Raw genomic sequence first — 18228 nt, 5'->3', positions numbered from 1 at the left:
AACAAGAAAAGTGAGGATGGGACAAAAGGCCTCTAAAAAGGCGTACACAATTCTTAAAAAGAGTTGTGTACGCCTTTTACTTTGAAAAAATTCTTATAAATTTTGATTGAAATATATCATGGGCACAGGTTAAAGGACTGAAAGTGTAGTTGCTTAGCTGTGAAAGAGGATGAAATCGAGACCTTGGCTCGATTTCAAATTGAAAGACCCTGGCTTTCAATGGCCCCACGGCTCACAAGGAACGTACACTGTAAGGGCGAAAAATCTATGATTTTAATCCTTTGTCCCATCCTCTTTTTTATATAAGGGCAAGTGCCGAATTTGCCAGAACATTAAGGATACATATACCTACTTGGAGGGATCCGTAAGTAGCTATTACACAAGAAAACCTAAGCTATCATAATGTGCAAACTTGATTTAAGGCGACGGACGTGCTATGATATTTGGTGCAAATAATATAAGTAAAGTGATGAGTTTTGTTGTGGCGTTTCGAAGAGAGCTTGCGGTGCTGGGAGCAAGTAAACAAACCAATAAATGTTGCATCACAGGCAGAAGCCAATTTACGTCGGTCGACACCGTTATCATGTCCAATAGGTTGCCGGATGGATGAAAGGTCTACTTTTGGCATGCCTTGAGTAAAAATGTAGGTGGTACCGAGCAAGTAAATTTGCGCCCTATACTATGGATGATCTAGTTTAGATACCTGTAGTACAGGGCTTTTCTTTTGCCAAAAATTTCATTCAGAAAGTAGGAAGCTTCATGAAAGAGACAAATATGTCTACCAAATACCAACCAAACGCGGTTGAAGCCGGTCGTTATGACAAATGGCTAGAAGCTGGCGTTTTTGAACCAAATGGGGATAAGACTGTTGAACCTTATTCCATCGTTATTCCACCACCAAATGTAACTGGTAAATTACACTTGGGTCATGCTTGGGATGTAACGTTACAAGATATGGCTATCCGCCAAAAACGTATGCAAGGCTATGATACTTTATGGTTACCAGGTATGGACCATGCGGGTATTGCAACGCAAGCAAAAGTTGAAGCAAAATTAGCTGAAGAAGGCGTTTCTCGCTATGACTTAGGTCGCGAAAAATTTGTTGACCAAGTTTGGGACTGGAAAGAAGAATATGCAGAAACAATCCGTGCGCAATGGGCGAAAATGGGTATTTCTGTGGACTATTCGCGTGAACGATTTACCTTAGATGAAGGGCTTAACAAGGCTGTTCGTAAAGTCTTTGTTGACCTATACAACAAAGGTTTAATCTATCGCGGTGAATACATTATTAACTGGGATCCAAAAGCACAAACTGCGCTATCAGATATGGAAGTCATCTATTCTGATGACCAAGGTGCATTCTACCACCTATCATACCCATTAACTGATGGTAGTGGCTCTGTTGAAATTGCCACAACACGTCCTGAAACAATGTTAGGGGATACTGCCATCGCGGTTCATCCTAAAGATGATCGTTACGCCCACTTAGTTGGTAAGACTGTTACCCTACCAATTGTAGGTCGTGAAATTCCAATTATTGCGGACGACTATGTTGAACGTGAATTTGGTACAGGTATTGTAAAAATTACGCCAGCCCATGATCCAAATGACTTCGCTGTTGGGAACCGTCATCATTTGCCACGCATTAATGTGATGAACGCTGATGCCACAATGAACGAAAATGCTGGTCGCTTCGAAGGTATGACACGTGAAGAAGCTCGTAAAGCTGTTGTAGCAGAACTAGATAAATTAGGTAACTTACTTCGTGTTGAAGAAATGGTCCACTCAGTTGGTCACTCTGAACGTACGGGTGTAGTAGTTGAACCTCGTTTATCTACGCAATGGTTTGTAAAAATGCGACCGTTAGCTGACAATTCATTAGCTAACCAAGATACAGAGGACCGTGTTGACTTCTACCCACCACGTTTTGAAAATACCTTTAAAACTTGGATGGAGAATGCACATGATTGGGTTATCTCACGTCAATTATGGTGGGGACATCAAATTCCAGCTTGGTATCATAAACAAACTGGTGAAATGTATGTTGGTTTAGAGGCACCTGAAGATGCTGAAAATTGGACGCAAGACCCAGATGTATTAGATACATGGTTCTCATCTGCTTTGTGGCCATTTTCAACTATGGGTTGGCCAGATACTGAATCTGAAGACTTCAAACGCTACTACCCAACGTCTACCTTAGTAACAGGTTATGACATCATCTTCTTCTGGGTTGCGCGAATGATCTTCCAAGGTTTGGAATTTACAGGTCGTCGTCCATTCAAGAATGTCCTAATTCATGGTTTAATCCGTGATAGCCAAGGCCGTAAGATGTCTAAATCATTAGGTAATGGTGTTGACCCTATGGATGTTGTTGAACAATATGGTGCTGACGCGCTACGTTGGTTCCTAACAACAGGTTCAACGCCTGGGCAAGATATTCGTTATAACGAAGAAAAACTTGAAGCGGCTTGGAACTTTATCAACAAGATTTGGAATGCATCTCGCTATGCAATCATGAATCTTGATGATTTAACTTACGATGAAATTGACCTTTCAAATGTAACTGAAATCAAAGATCAATGGATTTTGACACGTTTGAATGAAACAATTGCGTCCGTAACAAGCAACTTTGATAACTTCGAGTTTGGTGAAGCTGGACGTGCTTTATACCACTTTATTTGGGACGAATTCTGTAACTGGTATATCGAAATGGCTAAGGAAACTTTACAATCTGAAGATGAAGCTGCGAAAAAGACAACACGTTCTGTGCTAGCTTATACATTAAACAACATCTTACGTTTGATGCACCCAATTATGCCATTTGTGACTGAAGAGATTTGGGCACACATTCCACATAAAGAAGCATCAATCGTTACATCGGCGTATCCAACAGTCGACGAAAGTCTATCAAATGAAAAAGCAGCGAGCGATATGAACTATGTGATTTCATTGGTTAAAGCCATCCGTAACGCACGAAACAAACAAAACGTTGCCTTGTCTAAACCAATCGACATTATCGTTAAACCGCGTAACCAAGAAATTGGACAAGCTGTTTCTGATAATGTTGCTTTCATCAATCGTTTCACAAATCCTGAAACATTGACTGTGGATACAGAAGCTGTAGCACCTGATCAAGCTGTTACTTTATTCTTTGACGGAGGGGACATTTACTTACCGCTAGCTGGTTTCATCGACATTGAAGAAGAAATTGCACGTCTAGAAAAAGAATTACAGAAATGGCAATCAGAAGTTGACCGTGTTGAGAAGAAATTATCAAATAAACGCTTTGTCAACAATGCACCAACGGCTGTTGTTGATGAAGAACGTCAAAAAGGATCAGATTACCAAGATAAATTGGCATCTACCAAAGAACGCATTGCCGAATTACGTGGCGAATAACATTTGAAATAGTTCGGTTAAAAGGAGGATTCTGACTTAGAATCCTCCTTTTTGCAAGTAAATTGTAAAGAATCGGTAAATTTTATTCAAATGTATTTACAAAAATAATATAGTCAAGAAAGCATTTCCATGCTAGAATAGCATTCGGTAAGATGTTTTCTTGCACAAAGAAGCGTACTACTCAACGATGTATCTAGTTTAGGAGTAGGCTTTTTTATTTTGAATTTGGAGGGCATTTAGCATGCAAGTATTAATGCAAAACATGGAACAAATTGAGCAATGGATGAACGTATACACCGAGGGTGCTCCCAAAGATATACAACGATTGAAAGATATGTTAGCTAACCTTGGCCATCCTGAATTAAAAGCACCAGCCATTCATGTCACTGGTACAAATGGTAAGGGCTCAACATGTCGTTATATTGAAAAAATTGCTCGTGACCATGGCTATTCAACACTCTTATTTACCTCTCCTCATTTAGTTCAATTGAGCGAACGTATTCGCTACAATCAAGAAGATGTCAGTGATCGTGCTTTTATCGAATTAATGAATGAAGTACGTCAGCACGTTGAGGATTTACACATTCCGGCAATGACCTATTTTGAAGTCTTAACACTTGCATATTTTGTCCATGCAAGCAAAGTAAATATTGATTTGATGATTGTTGAAGTGGGTATTGGTGGTAAAACTGACTATACAAATGTATTACCGTCAGCTGTTCGTGTGATCACTTCAATTGGTCGTGACCATATTCCAGGTCTTGGTAAAAACGAAGCAGCAATTACACGACAAAAAGCGGGTATCATTCACCAGGGTGACCGTACGATTATTGGTGAAATGGATCAAGCGTACATTGATATTATCCAAAAAGTAGTAAATGAAAACGAGGGTCAATTAATTTCCTATAAATCAGAAGTTGCGGTTCAAGTGCCACAATTAGGTTTCTACCAAGTTTGGAATGCACAAACAGCCCTGGCTGCCTTCCGTCATTTTACCGAAGTGAATCATTTACATTTTGATGAAAACATCGCTATCGAAGCCATTCATGAAACAAAAATCCCTGGACGCTTAGAACGTGTTGTCGACTTACCAGAAACTTATATCGATGGTGCCCACAATATTTCAGCGATTCAAGTGCTGGTACCTGAAATTCAAAAATCTTTTGCCGAGCGTGAAGTGATCATGCTATTTGCAGCTTTAACACGTAAAGATATCAAAGAATCGTTAGACTATGTGGCGACCTTCTCTGAGATTGATTTCCATGTAACGAGCTTTGATTATTATGACGCGCGTAGCCGCGAAGATTATTTAGAAGATACAGATGCGCATTTTGTAGAAAATTGGTATGATTACTATATGGAAGTCGCACATAATAAACCTGAAGCCGTATTCATTTTCTGCGGTTCCTTCTACTTTATTAGCGAAGTTCGAGAAAAACTACAAAGTGGGGATATTTATGAAAACATCAGTAATTTTTGATATGGATGGCTTAATGCTAGACACTGAGAAAGTTTACGCGCAAGTAAATAAAGAAGGGTTTAATGCGATGGGCATTGAATTCGAGATGAAAGACTATCTTAAGTACGTGGGTGTTGGCGAGAAAGAAACCTTAGCAATGTATGCGGAAATGATTGGCGATATGGACAAGGCAAAAGAACTACTTGCCCGCGAAGATAAACGCTACTTAGAAGTCATCAAAGACCAAGTGCCAGATATGAAAGATGACCTATTGAAAGTCTTAGATATTTTAGATGCTCGAGGGGTAGATTGCTATGTAGCATCATCTACCAATTTGGACACTGTTGAATATTTATTAGAAGCAACTGGCATACGTAAATATTTTAAAGGGATTGTTGCTGGTGACCAAGTGACCAACGCGAAACCAGATCCAGAAATTTATTTAAAGGTCGTTGCTGATTATCATTTAAACAAAGAAGAGACCATTGTCTTAGAAGACTCTATTCATGGCGTGAATGCAGCCTATAAAGCTGGTTTAGACGTGATTATGGTGCCTGATTTAGTAGCACCGGATGAGTTGACTTACGAACGAGTGGTCGCAGTAGTTGGCCGCTTAGGTGACGCTTTGCCATTTTTAGATTAATTTAGTAGGAAGAACGTGTTTGCTGGTTTGGGTGAATGCGTTCTTTTTATATAGGCGAACAATAGCGTAGTAAAATCGCATAAAAGTTCGTTTAAACAGTAAAAATGCATTAAATATATTTGATAATTACAAAAATATTCGCAAAATATATTTTAAGCGCTGAAAAATATGTTAGAATCATTGCAATGAGCATTGCTAAATAGATGAAGAGAGAGGGTCTTGTTATGTTAACAGATATTCAAATTGCCCAACAAAATGAACAATTACCAATTATAGAGATTGCCAACCGCATTGGTATCGATGCCGATGATATTGACTTGTACGGTAAATACAAAGCAAAAATTCCTGCAAAGACATTAAAAGCATTGGAAAATAAGGAAGATGGTAAATTAATTTTAGTGACTGCCATCAATCCAACGCCGGCGGGTGAAGGGAAATCGACGACAACTGTTGGTTTAGGTGATGCCTTAACTTTACGCGGTAAGAAGACGATGATTGCCTTAAGAGAACCATCTCTTGGCCCAACAATGGGTGTTAAGGGTGGTGCAGCTGGTGGTGGTTACGCACAAGTTGTCCCAATGGAAGATATTAACCTACATTTCACAGGTGACATGCATGCAATTACAACAGCCAATAATACCTTATCAGCAATTATTGATAACCATATTCACCAAGGTAATGAATTAGATATTGATGTGCGTCGTGTCACTTGGAAACGTGCTTTCGACTTGAATGATCGCGCGCTACGTCAAGTTATCGTTGGTTTAGGGGGTGTAGCGAACGGCTACCCTCGTGAAGATGGTTTTGATATTACGGTGGCTTCTGAAATCATGGCGATTTTATGTTTATCCACTGACCTTGAAGACATGCGTGCACGTTTTGCCCGCATCGTCATTGGTGAAAATACCAACCGTCAACCTGTCACAGTTGCTGACTTAGGGGTTGAAGGGGCTTTAACCCTAATTATGAAAGACGCCATTGCGCCTAACTTGGTACAAACTTTAGAACATACACCAGCCTTCGTGCATGGTGGTCCTTTTGCGAATATCGCGCACGGTTGTAACTCAGTAGTTGCAACGCATGCTGCCTTGAAATTAGGGGATTATGTCGTGACAGAAGCTGGGTTTGGTGCTGATTTAGGTGCTGAAAAATTCATGGACATCAAAGTACCTGTATTAGGCAAAGCACCGGATGCCGTTGTTGTTGTCGCAACCATTCGTTCATTAAAAATGCACGGTGGTGTTGCAGTCAAAGATTTAAACAATGGGGCCAATCCTGAAGCCGTTGCAAAAGGCTTTGCAAACTTACAAAAACATATTGAAACAATGCAAGGCTTCCAAGTGCCAGTTGTTGTTGCTGTAAACGAGTTCGTCACTGATTTAGCTGAAGAAGAACAAGTAGTCTTTGATAAATGTGCTGAACTAGGCGTTACTTGTGTGAAATCTTCTGTGTGGGAGAACGGTGGTAAAGGTGGCGTTGATTTAGCGGATGCAGTCGTAGCCGCAATCGACAATAAAGACCAAGAATTCCAAGCAACATATGCATATGACACTACTTCAATTGAAGAAAAAGCGCGTGCTATCGTGCAAAAAATTTATGGTGGAGACGATGTCGTTTTCTCTAAAAAAGCTCGCAATCAAATGCGTCGCTTCGAACGTAATGGCTGGGGTAATTTACCAGTTTGTATGGCTAAGACCCAATATTCATTATCCGATGATCCTAAGGCTTTAGGTCGTCCTGAAGGCTTTACGGTAACTGTACGTGAGTTGGTACCAAAGATTGGTGCAGGGTTCATTGTGGCGCTTACTGGGGACGTATTGACTATGCCTGGTTTGCCGAAACATCCAGCAGCTTTGGATATGGATATCAAAGCGGATGGCGAAATCGTGGGCTTGTTCTAATTTCAATCTTATATAGAAGACATGACCATTTTGGTCATGTCTTCTTTGTTTCAGTCACTATCTTAGGCGCTTTTCAATGATTTATTCGTATAAATTAAGTAGAGGGGTGTGAAATAATGACTGAAAACCAATTATTAGTGAAAACAACAATTCATGAGTTACCAGAAGAAATCCGGCCACGAGAACGTTTAATTGCCCATGGCGCTCAATCTTTAACTTCCTACGAACTGCTAGCTATTATTTTACGGACGGGTAACCGCAAGCTCAATGCGATTCAATTGGCCATGAAAATTTTGCAACAGTTTGGTACCCAATACGATTTGCGAACGGCTTCTTTCCACGATTTAATTCAAGTATCCGGTGTCGGTCCGGCAAAGGCAGTAGAAATCCAAGCAGCTATCGAATTTGGCCGGCGATTGTACCAAACCAATCAAGAAAAACAAGGTGTGATTATGTCCACCAAAGATGCGGGTGATTATTGCATAGAAAAATTAAAGGATTTACAACAGGAAAATGTTTTTGCACTCTATTTAAATACGAAAAATCAGATTATTAAGGAGAAAATTATTTTTATAGGAACTTTAAATTCTAGTGTCGCACACCCTAGAGAGATCTTTAAAGAGGGTGTTCGGTGCTCCGCAGCCAGAATTATCGTTGCCCACAACCATCCTTCTGGAAATCCCTCACCATCTCAAGCAGATATTGAATTTACCAAACGTTTGGCTGAAAGTGGTGACCTGATAGGGATTGAGGTCCTAGATCATATTATTGTAGGTGATGATAATTTTCTGAGTTTACAGGAACTGGGCATATTCTAGCTATATAAAAAAAATAATAATGAATAAGCATTGCTTTAAAAATTTAACCGTGCTATAATAAGTTTAAGGATTTTTGGATAGGTAAAAAGTTATACAATTTTTAAACGTGCTTAGCACATAAAAGTTTTACTCGAGCCATGCAAGAATTACTAAAGAAATAAGTGCATGTGCACGAGGAGGATTTTCAATTATGGAAACAGGTAAAGTTAAATGGTTTAACGCAGAAAAAGGTTTTGGATTTATCGAACGCGACGGTGCTGACGATGTATTCGTACATTTCACAGCTATCCAAGGCGACGGTTTCAAATCTTTAGAAGAAGGCCAAGAAGTATCATTCGAAATCGAAGATGGTAACCGTGGTCCTCAAGCAGCAAACGTTGTTAAAGCATAATTTTAATTATACTAACAATTAGGGTTTAAAAGCCCGAAGGACCAGTTAAGTGCAAACTTAACTGGTCTTTTTGCATGCATGGGACTAGATGGGTTTTGCATGAAATTGTAGCAATATCATTATATTTTGATTCTTTTACAAATAGTGGTGGGAAATTATTTCAAACCTACCATCGATTCGTTTTTGGTAATAATTGAACTATTTGATTAAATAAGTGAATAATTTGCTAAGTTCTTAACTTATTGGAGGTTATAAATTAATTTTACTGTGAATCGTTCATCTATTTCATGCAATAAATGAACGATATTGGATGAATTCATTTATTTAACAGAATAAGTGAATTTTTCCCAATATTTTCATCTATCGCGCCAAATAAATCATAATCCCATGAGTTTATTCACCTATTTAGGGAAGTAAATGAATTCTAGCAAAAATAAACTGGTCCCCAAGAACTGGACCCTCTAGTGCCATATGAAAATATTCCTGGACACGTCGACACCTATATATTCCTATAACATCACCTAGAAAATCCAATTAATTGAAGCATTAATAAGTAAAATGAAAAAAGATTGACAGCAGCCAATCCTTCTTTATAATTCAGCACCTTCACTATTTTCTTGCATGCATCTAAAATCATAAAGAATCGCCCCAATTAGTCTAGTGATCAAGACTTACTGCGGCGGTTTTTGAAGTTATATTAAATTTTACGTTTTAAGTAGAGACCATAGATACATAAGGATAAACTTGAGATTGTTAGGGCAATTGCTTGGTTTAAAATAATTGCGTCTGTCACGAAGCTAAGAGCGATAGCAATAATCAAAATGACAACTGACACCATACGCAAAATACTCAGTACTTTTTGAGTGGATGATTTTTTACCAGCAATTTCAACACCAATTGAATGATGATCCATGAATAGGCTGGCTAGCCATGCAAATGTCGCTAGATAGAATAAGAAAGGGATAAAGCCCAAACCTGTTAATAGGACATTAGCATTTGCCATTTCCATAATATTTTGCATGATGACTAATTCCATGGCAATAAATAAGGGTGGCAAGATTGGTAATAGGTTTTGCGTACCAATGACTAGGTGTATTAGTATCCATTGTACAAATAGCAATCCTTTGACCAAAACGGTAAAGGGGCTAAAGAGCATAATGATAATCATTGCCACTTCAAAAATGGCGAGTACTACAATATTTTTCACCAAGCTTAATTTCTTTTGTTTGGAGAATAAAAAATACACATGGGTCAGCAAAAATTGGAACAATGTCAAAATTAAGAATGCTGGCCATTTGATTGTATGTACTGACTGTAAATTCAAATAGGCAGGTACGGCAAGTAAACATAGTAAGATGACTTGAAACAATATTTGCGGTAGAAAATGATTGTTTTTTGTGGCATGAATAGATTTAATTGCTTGCATCATTTATCTCCTTTCAATAACGAATAACCGTGGTGGGTTATTTTTTTGATTCAAAAATTGAAACATACCTACATTATATCGTTTTTGATCTAAACTTTCGACCAAAAGCTCAACCTTAAGAAATTCTTCCATTCCTCCTGGGTGTCCAATATAAGAAGCAATGGCTAAGACGCCATCTTTATTCAAGCGAGGAAGAGTGGCCTCAATCGCCTTTGCAGTCGTCTCCGCTTTGGTGATAATTTCCTTATCACCCGAAGGCAGATAACCTAAATTAAAAATAGCGAATTGAAGTGTAAGATCTTTAGGTAAGTATTTATCCATCTGGCTATGGTCAGCGTGAAACAACTTGATATTTTTATATTTTGATTCTGTTTCTAATCTCTTTTGTGTTATTGCAATGGCGTCGGCTTGTAAATCAAAGCCATAGACGGAACCTTCGTCTTTTACCAATTGCGATAGTAGTAAGGTGTCATTGCCTTTACCTACTGTAGCGTCCAAAACATGGGCGCCTTTGTGTACTTTTTCCTTAATTATGTGATGACTTAAGGTAACTATATTTTGAAACATTTACTCACATCCTTCACTTATTTAATCATAAAGTACAGTAGTGTTTAAGTAAACATCTTTACAATTATGTTACAAATATTAAAAGATAACATCATTATTAATTAAAGCTTTCTTAATATATAAATGTTAGATAAACTTTAGATTGTGAAAGTTCGACTTTTTTCATGACTATCTATTTTAAGGGGGAGTAACATTGGTAATTGAGGAAAATAAACAAAATTTGCGAAAACACTTCGCTTCAATTTCCAAACATTCAGTGAAAATCGGGGCCGTAGTATTAGGTTCTGCCTTCGCTGTTTCTAGCTACAGTGCGCAAGCAGACATTCCAACAGTGAGTGCCAGCGAGCAAAAGTTAGTTTCATTTGCATCAACAAATAATGCATTTTTAGATGCCATCATTCCAGATGCATATGAATTAGCTCATGAAAACGATCTTTATGCGTCCGTGATGATTGCACAAGCAATCTTAGAATCTGGGTGGGGTGCCTCAGGTTTAGCCTCAGCGCCTAACTACAACTTGTTTGGTATTAAAGGAGACTATAACGGTGAATCTGTAAATGTATACACACTTGAAGATGACGGAAGTGGTAACTACTATCAAATTACCGCTGAATTCCGTAAATATCCTTCATACCGTGAATCTTTAACGGATTACGTGGATAAAATGGTTAACGGTTTAACCTGGAATTCTGAATTCTATAGTCCAACTTGGAAATCAAACACAACTAGCTATTCAGATGCAACAAGCTACTTAACAGGTACTTATGCTACTGATACTCGTTATGGTACTAAATTAAATAGCTTAATTACCAACTATAATCTAGCTCAATATGATACAACTGCTGGCCCATCAACCCCTGTGGAAGCTGGTATTGAGGGTGATACTACCGACGAAACAATCGTTGAAGAAGGTAATGCATCAACTGCTAAAAAATCATACACAGTTCAAGCTGGTGACGGTTTATATACAGTTGCAAGTAAATTAGGGATCACATTAGCTGAATTAAAGGCACAATATAACCTAACGTCTAACCTAATTTTCCCAGGTCAAGTATTCTCTGTAGCAGTGACAAGTGATGAAGCGGCTGAAGAAATTATTGAGGACATTGTTGAAGATGTTACCGAAGAAAATGCGGATCAAACAGCTACACCGACTAAATCATATACTGTCCAAGCCGGTGACGGACTTTATTCAGTAGCTCGTGCATTAGGTGTATCTGTGGCAGAAGTCCGTGCACAAAATGGCGGATCAGACTTAATCTTTGCGGGTGACGTGTTTACTGCTGAGGGAACAAGTGAAGCTAGCACACCAACAGAAACGACAACACCAACGACAACACCAACAAGTACTAAATCATATACTGTTAAAGCCGGCGATGGTTTATACTCAGTAGCTCGTGCATTAGGTGTATCTGTGGCAGAAGTCCGTGCACAAAATGGCGGATCAGACTTAATCTTTGCGGGTGACGTGTTCACAGCAAATGGTTCAAGTACGGCAACAACAACAACACCAGCTGCAAGTACATCAACAGCTAAATCAGCTACAAGCTACACTGTTAAGGCAGGCGATGGTTTATACTCAGTAGCCCGTGCGCTAGGTGTATCTGTGGCAGAAGTCCGTGCACAAAATGGCGGATCAGACTTAATCTTTGCGGGTGACGTGTTCACAGTAAATGGTTCAAGTACGGCAACAACTACAACACCAGCTGCAAGTACATCAACAGCTAAATCAGCTACAAGCTATACAGTTAAGGCTGGCGATGGTTTGTACTCAGTAGCTCGTGCGCTAGGAATTTCTGTGGCAGACGTCCGTTCACAAAATGGCGGATCAGACTTAATCTTTGCGGGTGACGTGTTCACAGCAAATACTTCAAGTACGGCAACAACTACAACACCAGTTGCAAGTACATCAACAGCTAAATCAGGTACAAGCTATACAGTTAAGGCTGGCGATGGCTTATATACAGTGGCTCGCGCTCTAGGTATTTCTGTAGCAGACGTTCGTGCGCAAAATGGCGGTTCAGACGCAATTTTTGTTGGCGATATTTTCACTACAAGTAATGCAACTGTAGCTACAAGTACCACGGCTACTACTACAACAAAAGCTTCAAGTAGTACTGCGGCAACACCAGCATCTAAATCATCGTATACAGTTAAAGCAGGCGATGGTTTATATACAGTGGCTCGCGCCTTAGGTATTTCTGTAGCAGACGTTCGTGCGCAAAATGGCGGTTCAGACGCAATTTTTGTTGGCGATGTTTTCACTGCGAAAACGGCAGCTGTAAGCAATAGCCAAGCATCATCTAATGCATCAAGTAACTCATCTGCTAAGGCAACTACTAGTGCGTCTTCAGCGACTAAAACTTACACAGTTGCTTCTGGAGATACTTTATACCGTATCGCTAAGAATAACGGTCTAAGTCTAGATGCCTTGATGAAACTTAACGATTTATCAAACAACAACTTATACATTGGGCAAGTTCTAAAATTAAAATAAATCATTTAAGATAGATCATGAAATAAATAAGAAATACGTATCCTTGAAAGAGTCCCCCTCTTTCGACGGTGCGTATTTTTTTTGTTGGCTTTATTTTTCAAAAGTATCCATTTTGCGTAATAACTACTGTGAGACATGACAGAAGTAAGCAATGATGAACGCGATGAATTGTTGAAATTTTACAAAATTAAATTGCATATTTTAGCAAAAACGTTCAAAAATAATTTTCATGATAAATTCGTAAATGGATACTCAAATAGCAATCATCAGGCTTGATATGTCAAAATTCCGTTTTTATACACGAACATTCGTAAATATAAATTTAAAATTATTCGGAAAAGACTTGATTTCACTTCTCGATTGGTGTATTTTTATTACCATGATATACAAATATTAAGGAGTGAAGAAAAAAGTGGACGTTATGACAGAAAATGCATCTCAAGTAAGTAAATCAAATGTTGGTATTAACAGTGTAGTAGAATCAGGAGGTTTATTTGGTGTATGGGGTCACCCATTAGCGAACCAAGTTACTTATTTTGGTTTACATGCATTACAACATCGTGGACAAACATCAGCTGGGATTGTCACAAGCCAGGAAAATGTCTTCAAAGGTCATTTAGGTAATGGGTTAATCAATTATGTCTTCGATCAACCAGAAACCTTGGCAAAATTAACTGGGACTAATGCAATCGGTCAAGTTCGTTCAGCAACAAGTGATGATTTAGCGGATGATTCAAATATTCAACCACTTTTATTCCACTTTAATGATCGTTCAATTGCGATCGCTCATACAGGTAACTTCACTGAAGGCGTAACATTACGTCAAAAGCTTGAAGAAGACGGCGCAGTATTTTCATCTAACTCAGCAGCAGAAATTTTAATTCATTTAATCCGTCGCAATCAATCAAATGATTTCCAAAGCGCACTTGAAGAAGGTTTGAAATCACTAAAAGGTGGCTTTAACTTCGTATTGCTAACAGATGACGCCTTATACGGTGCAGTTGATCGCCATGCTTTTAGACCTTTAGTAATCGGTCAATTTGAAAATGGTGCTTACACACTTGCGAGTGAAACATGTGCATTACAATCAATCGGCGCAAAATTTGTGCAAGAATTATCAGCTGGGCAATACGTTATCATCAACGACGAAGGTTTTGAAATCGTTCAATATCTTGATGATTGTCACGTAGCAATTGAACCAATGGAATTCATTTACTTCTCACGTCCAGATTCAGACATCGCTGGTGTAAACGTTCATAAAATGCGTAAAGATACCGGTCGCTGTTTAGCTGAAGAACATCCAGCACCAAACGCTGAAATGGTTATCGGTGTGCCAAACTCCTCATTATCTGCGGCATCTGGTTATGCAGAAGGCCACAACCTACCATACGAAATCGGCTTAATTAAACACCAATATACTGGCCGTACTTTTATCGAACCAACCCAAGAATTACGAGAAGCAGGCGTTAGAGCCAAATTATCAGTTGTTGAAAGCATCATTAGAGGCAAATCAATTGTACTTGTTGATGACTCAATTGTTCGTGGTACAACAATCCGTCACTTAATCACTATTTTACGTGAAGCCGGAGCAAAAGAAATTCATGTTCGTATTGCGAGCCCAGCAATTCGCTTCCCTAACTACTACGGTATCAACACAATGCATACGTCAGAATTAGTAGCTGCAAATCATACGATTGCTGAATTAAAAGATATGTTTGATGCTGATTCACTAGGTTTCATTTCAGTGGATGGTTTACTAGAAGCAACAAACTTACCATATGATACAGAAAATCGTGGTCTTTCATTAGATGCATATACAGGCCGTTACTTGGATGACATCGGCGACTTTAGAGCGGAATTTGATGCCACATTAACACCAATTCAACAAGCAATTTTAGAAGGGACTTTTGTAGATGAGTAATGCTTACCAGGCATCTGGCGTAGATATCGAAAAAGGTTATGAAGCAGTTGAACGCATGAAAAAACATGTGGCACGTACGCAACGTCCAGAAGTATTGAACCAGTTGGGCAGCTTCGGTGCTTTATTCAAACTAGACATGACTAAATATTCAAATCCCGTCTTAGTATCAGGTACTGACGGGGTGGGCACGAAAATTTTGCTTGCTCAAGAAGCACAAAAATACGACACTGTCGGCATTGATTGTGTGGCAATGTGTGCCAATGATATCTTAGCGCAAGGTGCACAACCACTTTTCTTCCTGGATTATTTAGCAGTTGGCCACAACCAACCAGCTACTATAGAGCAAATTGTTGCTGGTGTAGCTGAAGGGTGTGTTCAAGCTGGAGCAGCTTTAGTCGGTGGTGAAACAGCCGAAATGCCTGATTTATATCATAATGAAGAATTTGATTTAGCAGGTTTTTGTGTCGGCGTAGCTGACCAAGATAAATTATTAGATGGTTCACGAGTAAAAGCGGGTGATGTGTTAATCGGATTACCTTCATCAGGTATCCATTCAAATGGCTATTCATTGGTCCGTAAAGTCTTTTTCAAAGATAATTCAGTACCCTTTAATACAGTATTACGCGATGGCAAAACATTGATTGATCACTTATTAACACCAACAAAAATTTATGTTCAAGACGTGATGCCTTTTGTGGAAGCGGGTAAAATTAACGGGATTGCACATATTACGGGTGGTGGTTTCTATGAAAATGTACCCCGTATGTATGGGGACAACCTGTCAGCGCAAATCGATCTCGATGCTTGGCAAGTACCATGTATTTTTAAGGAAATTCAAAGCCTTGGTCAACTTGACCAAATGGATTTATACAACGTCTTCAATATGGGGATTGGTATGGTATTAGCAGTTGATGCCACAGAAGTTGAAGCAATCTTAGCGGGTATCGATGGGGCACTAATCATCGGTCAAATGACTGAACGTCAAGCATCAGACGCTAATGTCCAACTCATTAGAAAGTCAGGTGTGTAATGAAATTAGGATTGATGGCATCAGGCAATGGTACAAACGTTCAAGCCATTATTGATGCTGTTAGTAAGCAAGAAATTTCAGGTCAGATTGCCTGCATTGTGACCGATAACCCCAATGCATATGTAATCGAACGAGCGAGAAAAGCAGGTATTCCATACTTGCTGGCGCAACCCAAAGCTTACAACAATCGTCAAACTTGGGAAGAATCTATCGCAAACTATTTGCATCAACAAGGTGTTGAATTGGTAGTACTCGCCGGTTTTATGCGAATTGTCGGTCAACCACTACTGGACGCCTTTCCTAACCGAATCATCAACATCCATCCTGCCTTACTACCAGCTTTTCCGGGGCGTGATGGTATTGGAGATGCCTACAAGGCAAAGGTTAGCCAAACAGGTGTTACCGTGCATTTTGTAGACGAAGGCATCGATACTGGTGAAATTATCGCTCAAGAATCCCTTACAATTGAGGAAGATTGGACGTTAGAGGACCTAGAAAATCATATTCACGCGATTGAACATGAGTTATATCCCAAAGTGATTGAACAACTGATTCAAAACCATTAGTACAGAAAGGACCATTGCAAACATGACTTACGCATTATTATCAGTCTCTGATAAGACAAATATCTTAACCGTTGCTAGAAAACTTGTTGAAAAAGGTGTACAACTTCTATCAACAGGTGGCACTTTCAAAGCAATTCAAGAAGCAGGCATTCCAGTACAAACTGTAGATTCTTATACAGGTTTTCCTGAAATGTTAGACGGCCGAGTAAAGACATTACATCCTAAAATTCATGGTGGTTTACTTGGTTTACGTGATTCTGCAGAACATCAAGCAACAATGAAGGAACATGAAATTGCAGCAATCGATTACGTCATCGTAAACTTATACCCATTTAAAGAAACGATTTCTCAAAATGATGTGACATTACAGGATGCCATTGAAAATATCGACATCGGTGGTCCATCAATGTTACGTTCAGCTGCCAAAAACTATCAATCAGTAACGGTGGTAACTGACCCAGCTGATTACGACACCTTGATCAGCCAATTAGACCAAGATGGCCAAACAAGCTTTGCATTCCGCCAATATTTAGCGGGTAAAGTTTTCCAATTAACGAGTCATTATGACACCTTAATTGCAGACTATTTGAAAGATTTTAATGCAGGCGAACAAGATTTCCCAGTCAATGAATGGGCTCACAAAACGATGACCTTTATCGACAAGGAAAGCTTACGTTATGGTGAAAACGGCCATCAAAAAGCAGCTTTCTACAAGACATTAAACCCAGCTGCAAATTCGATTGCAGCAGCCAAACAATTACATGGTAAGCAACTTTCTTATAACAACTTAAAAGATGCAGATGCAGCCCTGAAAATTGCCCAAGAATTTGATGAACCAGTTGCTGTAGCAGTAAAACACATGAACCCATGTGGTGTTGCCGTTGGCGCGACTATTGAAGAAGCCTTCGACAGATGTTTCCAAGCAGATAACGTATCTATTTACGGCGGTATCGTAGTTGTCAACCGTCCTGTTACCTTAGCGCTTGCTAATGAATTAGCAAAAATATTCCTTGAAATCATTATTGCACCATCTTTTGAAGCAGACGCTTTGGCTCGTTTAGAAAAGAAAAAGAATTTACGTTTATTAACCGTTTCATTTGATGAAAAAGTAGCACCATATCAAGAATTTATTTCAATTACTGGTGGCTTACTAGTTCAAGATGCTGATCTTTCGGATGAATTACCACGTGAAGAAATCACGGCGTTACCTGAACAATGGACCGTAGCCACAACACGTCAACCAGACCAGGCGCAATTAGATGCGATGAACTTCGGTATGAAAGTTGTCAAACACGTGAAGTCAAATGCCATCATTATTAATAATGAATACATGACATTAGGTATAGGTGCAGGTCAAATGAATCGTGTGGGATCTGCCCGCATTGCGATTAAACAAGCTGAAGAAAAAGATTCAGCACTGAAAGGTGCATACGTTATGTCTTCTGATGCTTTCCTACCAATGGATGACACAGCAACTTTAGCACATGAACACGGTATTAAAGCAATCGTCCAACCTGGTGGCTCTATCCATGACGAAGATTCTGTAGTCGTATGTGATGCAAACGATATGACCATGGTTATGACTGGCAACCGTCACTTCAGACACTAAT

General features: G+C 39.2%; 13 protein-coding genes. 11 read left to right on the top strand and 2 right to left on the bottom strand.

Annotated elements, in window-relative coordinates; all coding sequences use genetic code 11:
- Positions 1 to 759 precede the first annotated feature (759 nt).
- From B9P78_RS00125 to cspD, 6 genes are all read left to right on the top strand, one after another.
- Entirely contained in the window at positions 760 to 3399 is a 2640-nt protein-coding gene (locus B9P78_RS00125) for a valine--tRNA ligase (RefSeq protein ID WP_094517574.1), read from the top strand.
- A 241-nt stretch (positions 3400 to 3640) separates the two neighbouring features.
- Entirely contained in the window at positions 3641 to 4879 is a 1239-nt protein-coding gene (locus tag B9P78_RS00120) for a folylpolyglutamate synthase/dihydrofolate synthase family protein (RefSeq protein WP_094517573.1), read from the top strand.
- Positions 4857 to 5501 carry an HAD family phosphatase gene (locus B9P78_RS00115; protein ID WP_094517572.1) on the top strand — a complete coding sequence of 215 codons (645 nt, stop codon included), beginning with the start codon at positions 4857 to 4859 and terminating at the stop codon, positions 5499 to 5501. Before B9P78_RS00120 ends, B9P78_RS00115 begins: the two co-directional genes overlap by 23 nt.
- A 224-nt stretch (positions 5502 to 5725) precedes the next feature.
- Positions 5726 to 7402, top strand: a complete 1677-nt coding sequence (locus tag B9P78_RS00110) for a formate--tetrahydrofolate ligase (RefSeq protein WP_094517571.1) — start codon at positions 5726 to 5728, stop codon at positions 7400 to 7402.
- 116 nt (positions 7403 to 7518) lie between these two features.
- Entirely contained in the window at positions 7519 to 8220 is a 702-nt protein-coding gene (radC, locus tag B9P78_RS00105; protein WP_094517570.1) for a DNA repair protein RadC, read from the top strand.
- A gap of 190 nt (positions 8221 to 8410) precedes the next feature.
- The gene (gene cspD / locus B9P78_RS00100) at positions 8411 to 8611 is read left to right on the top strand and encodes a cold-shock protein CspD (RefSeq protein WP_094517569.1); all 201 of its coding nucleotides are present in this window, start codon (positions 8411 to 8413) and stop codon (positions 8609 to 8611) included.
- Between the two features lie 697 nt (positions 8612 to 9308).
- Here the strand turns inward: cspD and B9P78_RS00095 are convergent.
- Together B9P78_RS00095 and B9P78_RS00090 are read right to left on the bottom strand one after the other, a co-directional pair.
- Positions 9309 to 10037, bottom strand: a complete 729-nt coding sequence (locus B9P78_RS00095; RefSeq protein WP_094517568.1) for a hypothetical protein — start codon at positions 10035 to 10037, stop codon at positions 9309 to 9311.
- A 3-nt stretch (positions 10038 to 10040) separates the two neighbouring features.
- Positions 10041 to 10604: a class I SAM-dependent methyltransferase gene (locus B9P78_RS00090; RefSeq protein ID WP_094517567.1), complete on the bottom strand. Its 564-nt coding sequence runs from the start codon at positions 10602 to 10604 to the stop codon at positions 10041 to 10043.
- A 193-nt stretch (positions 10605 to 10797) separates the two neighbouring features.
- On the opposite strand from B9P78_RS00090, the gene B9P78_RS00085 reads away from it, so the two are divergent.
- The 5 genes from B9P78_RS00085 to purH all read left to right on the top strand — a co-directional run bounded on the left by B9P78_RS00085 (position 10798) and on the right by purH (position 18227).
- Positions 10798 to 13101: a LysM peptidoglycan-binding domain-containing protein gene (locus B9P78_RS00085; RefSeq protein WP_094517566.1), complete on the top strand. Its 2304-nt coding sequence runs from the start codon at positions 10798 to 10800 to the stop codon at positions 13099 to 13101.
- A gap of 421 nt (positions 13102 to 13522) precedes the next feature.
- Positions 13523 to 15022 carry an amidophosphoribosyltransferase gene (gene purF, locus B9P78_RS00080; protein ID WP_094517669.1) on the top strand — a complete coding sequence of 500 codons (1500 nt, stop codon included), beginning with the start codon at positions 13523 to 13525 and terminating at the stop codon, positions 15020 to 15022.
- Positions 15015 to 16052 carry a phosphoribosylformylglycinamidine cyclo-ligase gene (gene purM, locus B9P78_RS00075; RefSeq protein WP_094517565.1) on the top strand — a complete coding sequence of 346 codons (1038 nt, stop codon included), beginning with the start codon at positions 15015 to 15017 and terminating at the stop codon, positions 16050 to 16052. Before purF ends, purM begins: the two co-directional genes overlap by 8 nt.
- Positions 16052 to 16618 carry a phosphoribosylglycinamide formyltransferase gene (gene purN / locus B9P78_RS00070; protein ID WP_094517564.1) on the top strand — a complete coding sequence of 189 codons (567 nt, stop codon included), beginning with the start codon at positions 16052 to 16054 and terminating at the stop codon, positions 16616 to 16618. Before purM ends, purN begins: the two co-directional genes overlap by 1 nt.
- 22 nt (positions 16619 to 16640) lie before the next feature.
- Positions 16641 to 18227 carry a bifunctional phosphoribosylaminoimidazolecarboxamide formyltransferase/IMP cyclohydrolase gene (gene purH / locus B9P78_RS00065; RefSeq protein WP_094517563.1) on the top strand — a complete coding sequence of 529 codons (1587 nt, stop codon included), beginning with the start codon at positions 16641 to 16643 and terminating at the stop codon, positions 18225 to 18227.
- Position 18228 lies beyond the last annotated feature (1 nt).

It is taken from the genome of Aerococcus sp. 1KP-2016 (genome assembly GCF_002252085.1).
Classification (GTDB): Bacteria; Bacillota; Bacilli; order Lactobacillales; family Aerococcaceae; genus Aerococcus.
The sequence above is the reverse complement of the archived record's forward strand: the minus strand, read 5'-3'. Positions and strand labels throughout refer to the sequence as shown.

Bases quoted from the DNA above. Each gene is read 5' to 3' on its own strand.
- radC (WP_094517570.1), top strand. From the start codon at position 7,519: ATGACTGAAAACCAATTATTAGTGAAAACAACAATTCATGAGTTACCA.
- B9P78_RS00095 (WP_094517568.1), bottom strand. From the start codon at position 10,037: ATGCAAGCAATTAAATCTATTCATGCCACAAAAAACAATCATTTTCTA.
- B9P78_RS00115 (WP_094517572.1), top strand. From the start codon at position 4,857: ATGAAAACATCAGTAATTTTTGATATGGATGGCTTAATGCTAGACACT.
- cspD (WP_094517569.1), top strand. From the start codon at position 8,411: ATGGAAACAGGTAAAGTTAAATGGTTTAACGCAGAAAAAGGTTTTGGA.
- purF (WP_094517669.1), top strand. From the start codon at position 13,523: ATGACAGAAAATGCATCTCAAGTAAGTAAATCAAATGTTGGTATTAAC.
- purH (WP_094517563.1), top strand. From the start codon at position 16,641: ATGACTTACGCATTATTATCAGTCTCTGATAAGACAAATATCTTAACC.
- B9P78_RS00110 (WP_094517571.1), top strand. From the start codon at position 5,726: ATGTTAACAGATATTCAAATTGCCCAACAAAATGAACAATTACCAATT.
- purM (WP_094517565.1), top strand. From the start codon at position 15,015: ATGAGTAATGCTTACCAGGCATCTGGCGTAGATATCGAAAAAGGTTAT.
- B9P78_RS00120 (WP_094517573.1), top strand. From the start codon at position 3,641: ATGCAAGTATTAATGCAAAACATGGAACAAATTGAGCAATGGATGAAC.
- purN (WP_094517564.1), top strand. From the start codon at position 16,052: ATGAAATTAGGATTGATGGCATCAGGCAATGGTACAAACGTTCAAGCC.
- B9P78_RS00125 (WP_094517574.1), top strand. From the start codon at position 760: ATGAAAGAGACAAATATGTCTACCAAATACCAACCAAACGCGGTTGAA.
- B9P78_RS00090 (WP_094517567.1), bottom strand. From the start codon at position 10,604: ATGTTTCAAAATATAGTTACCTTAAGTCATCACATAATTAAGGAAAAA.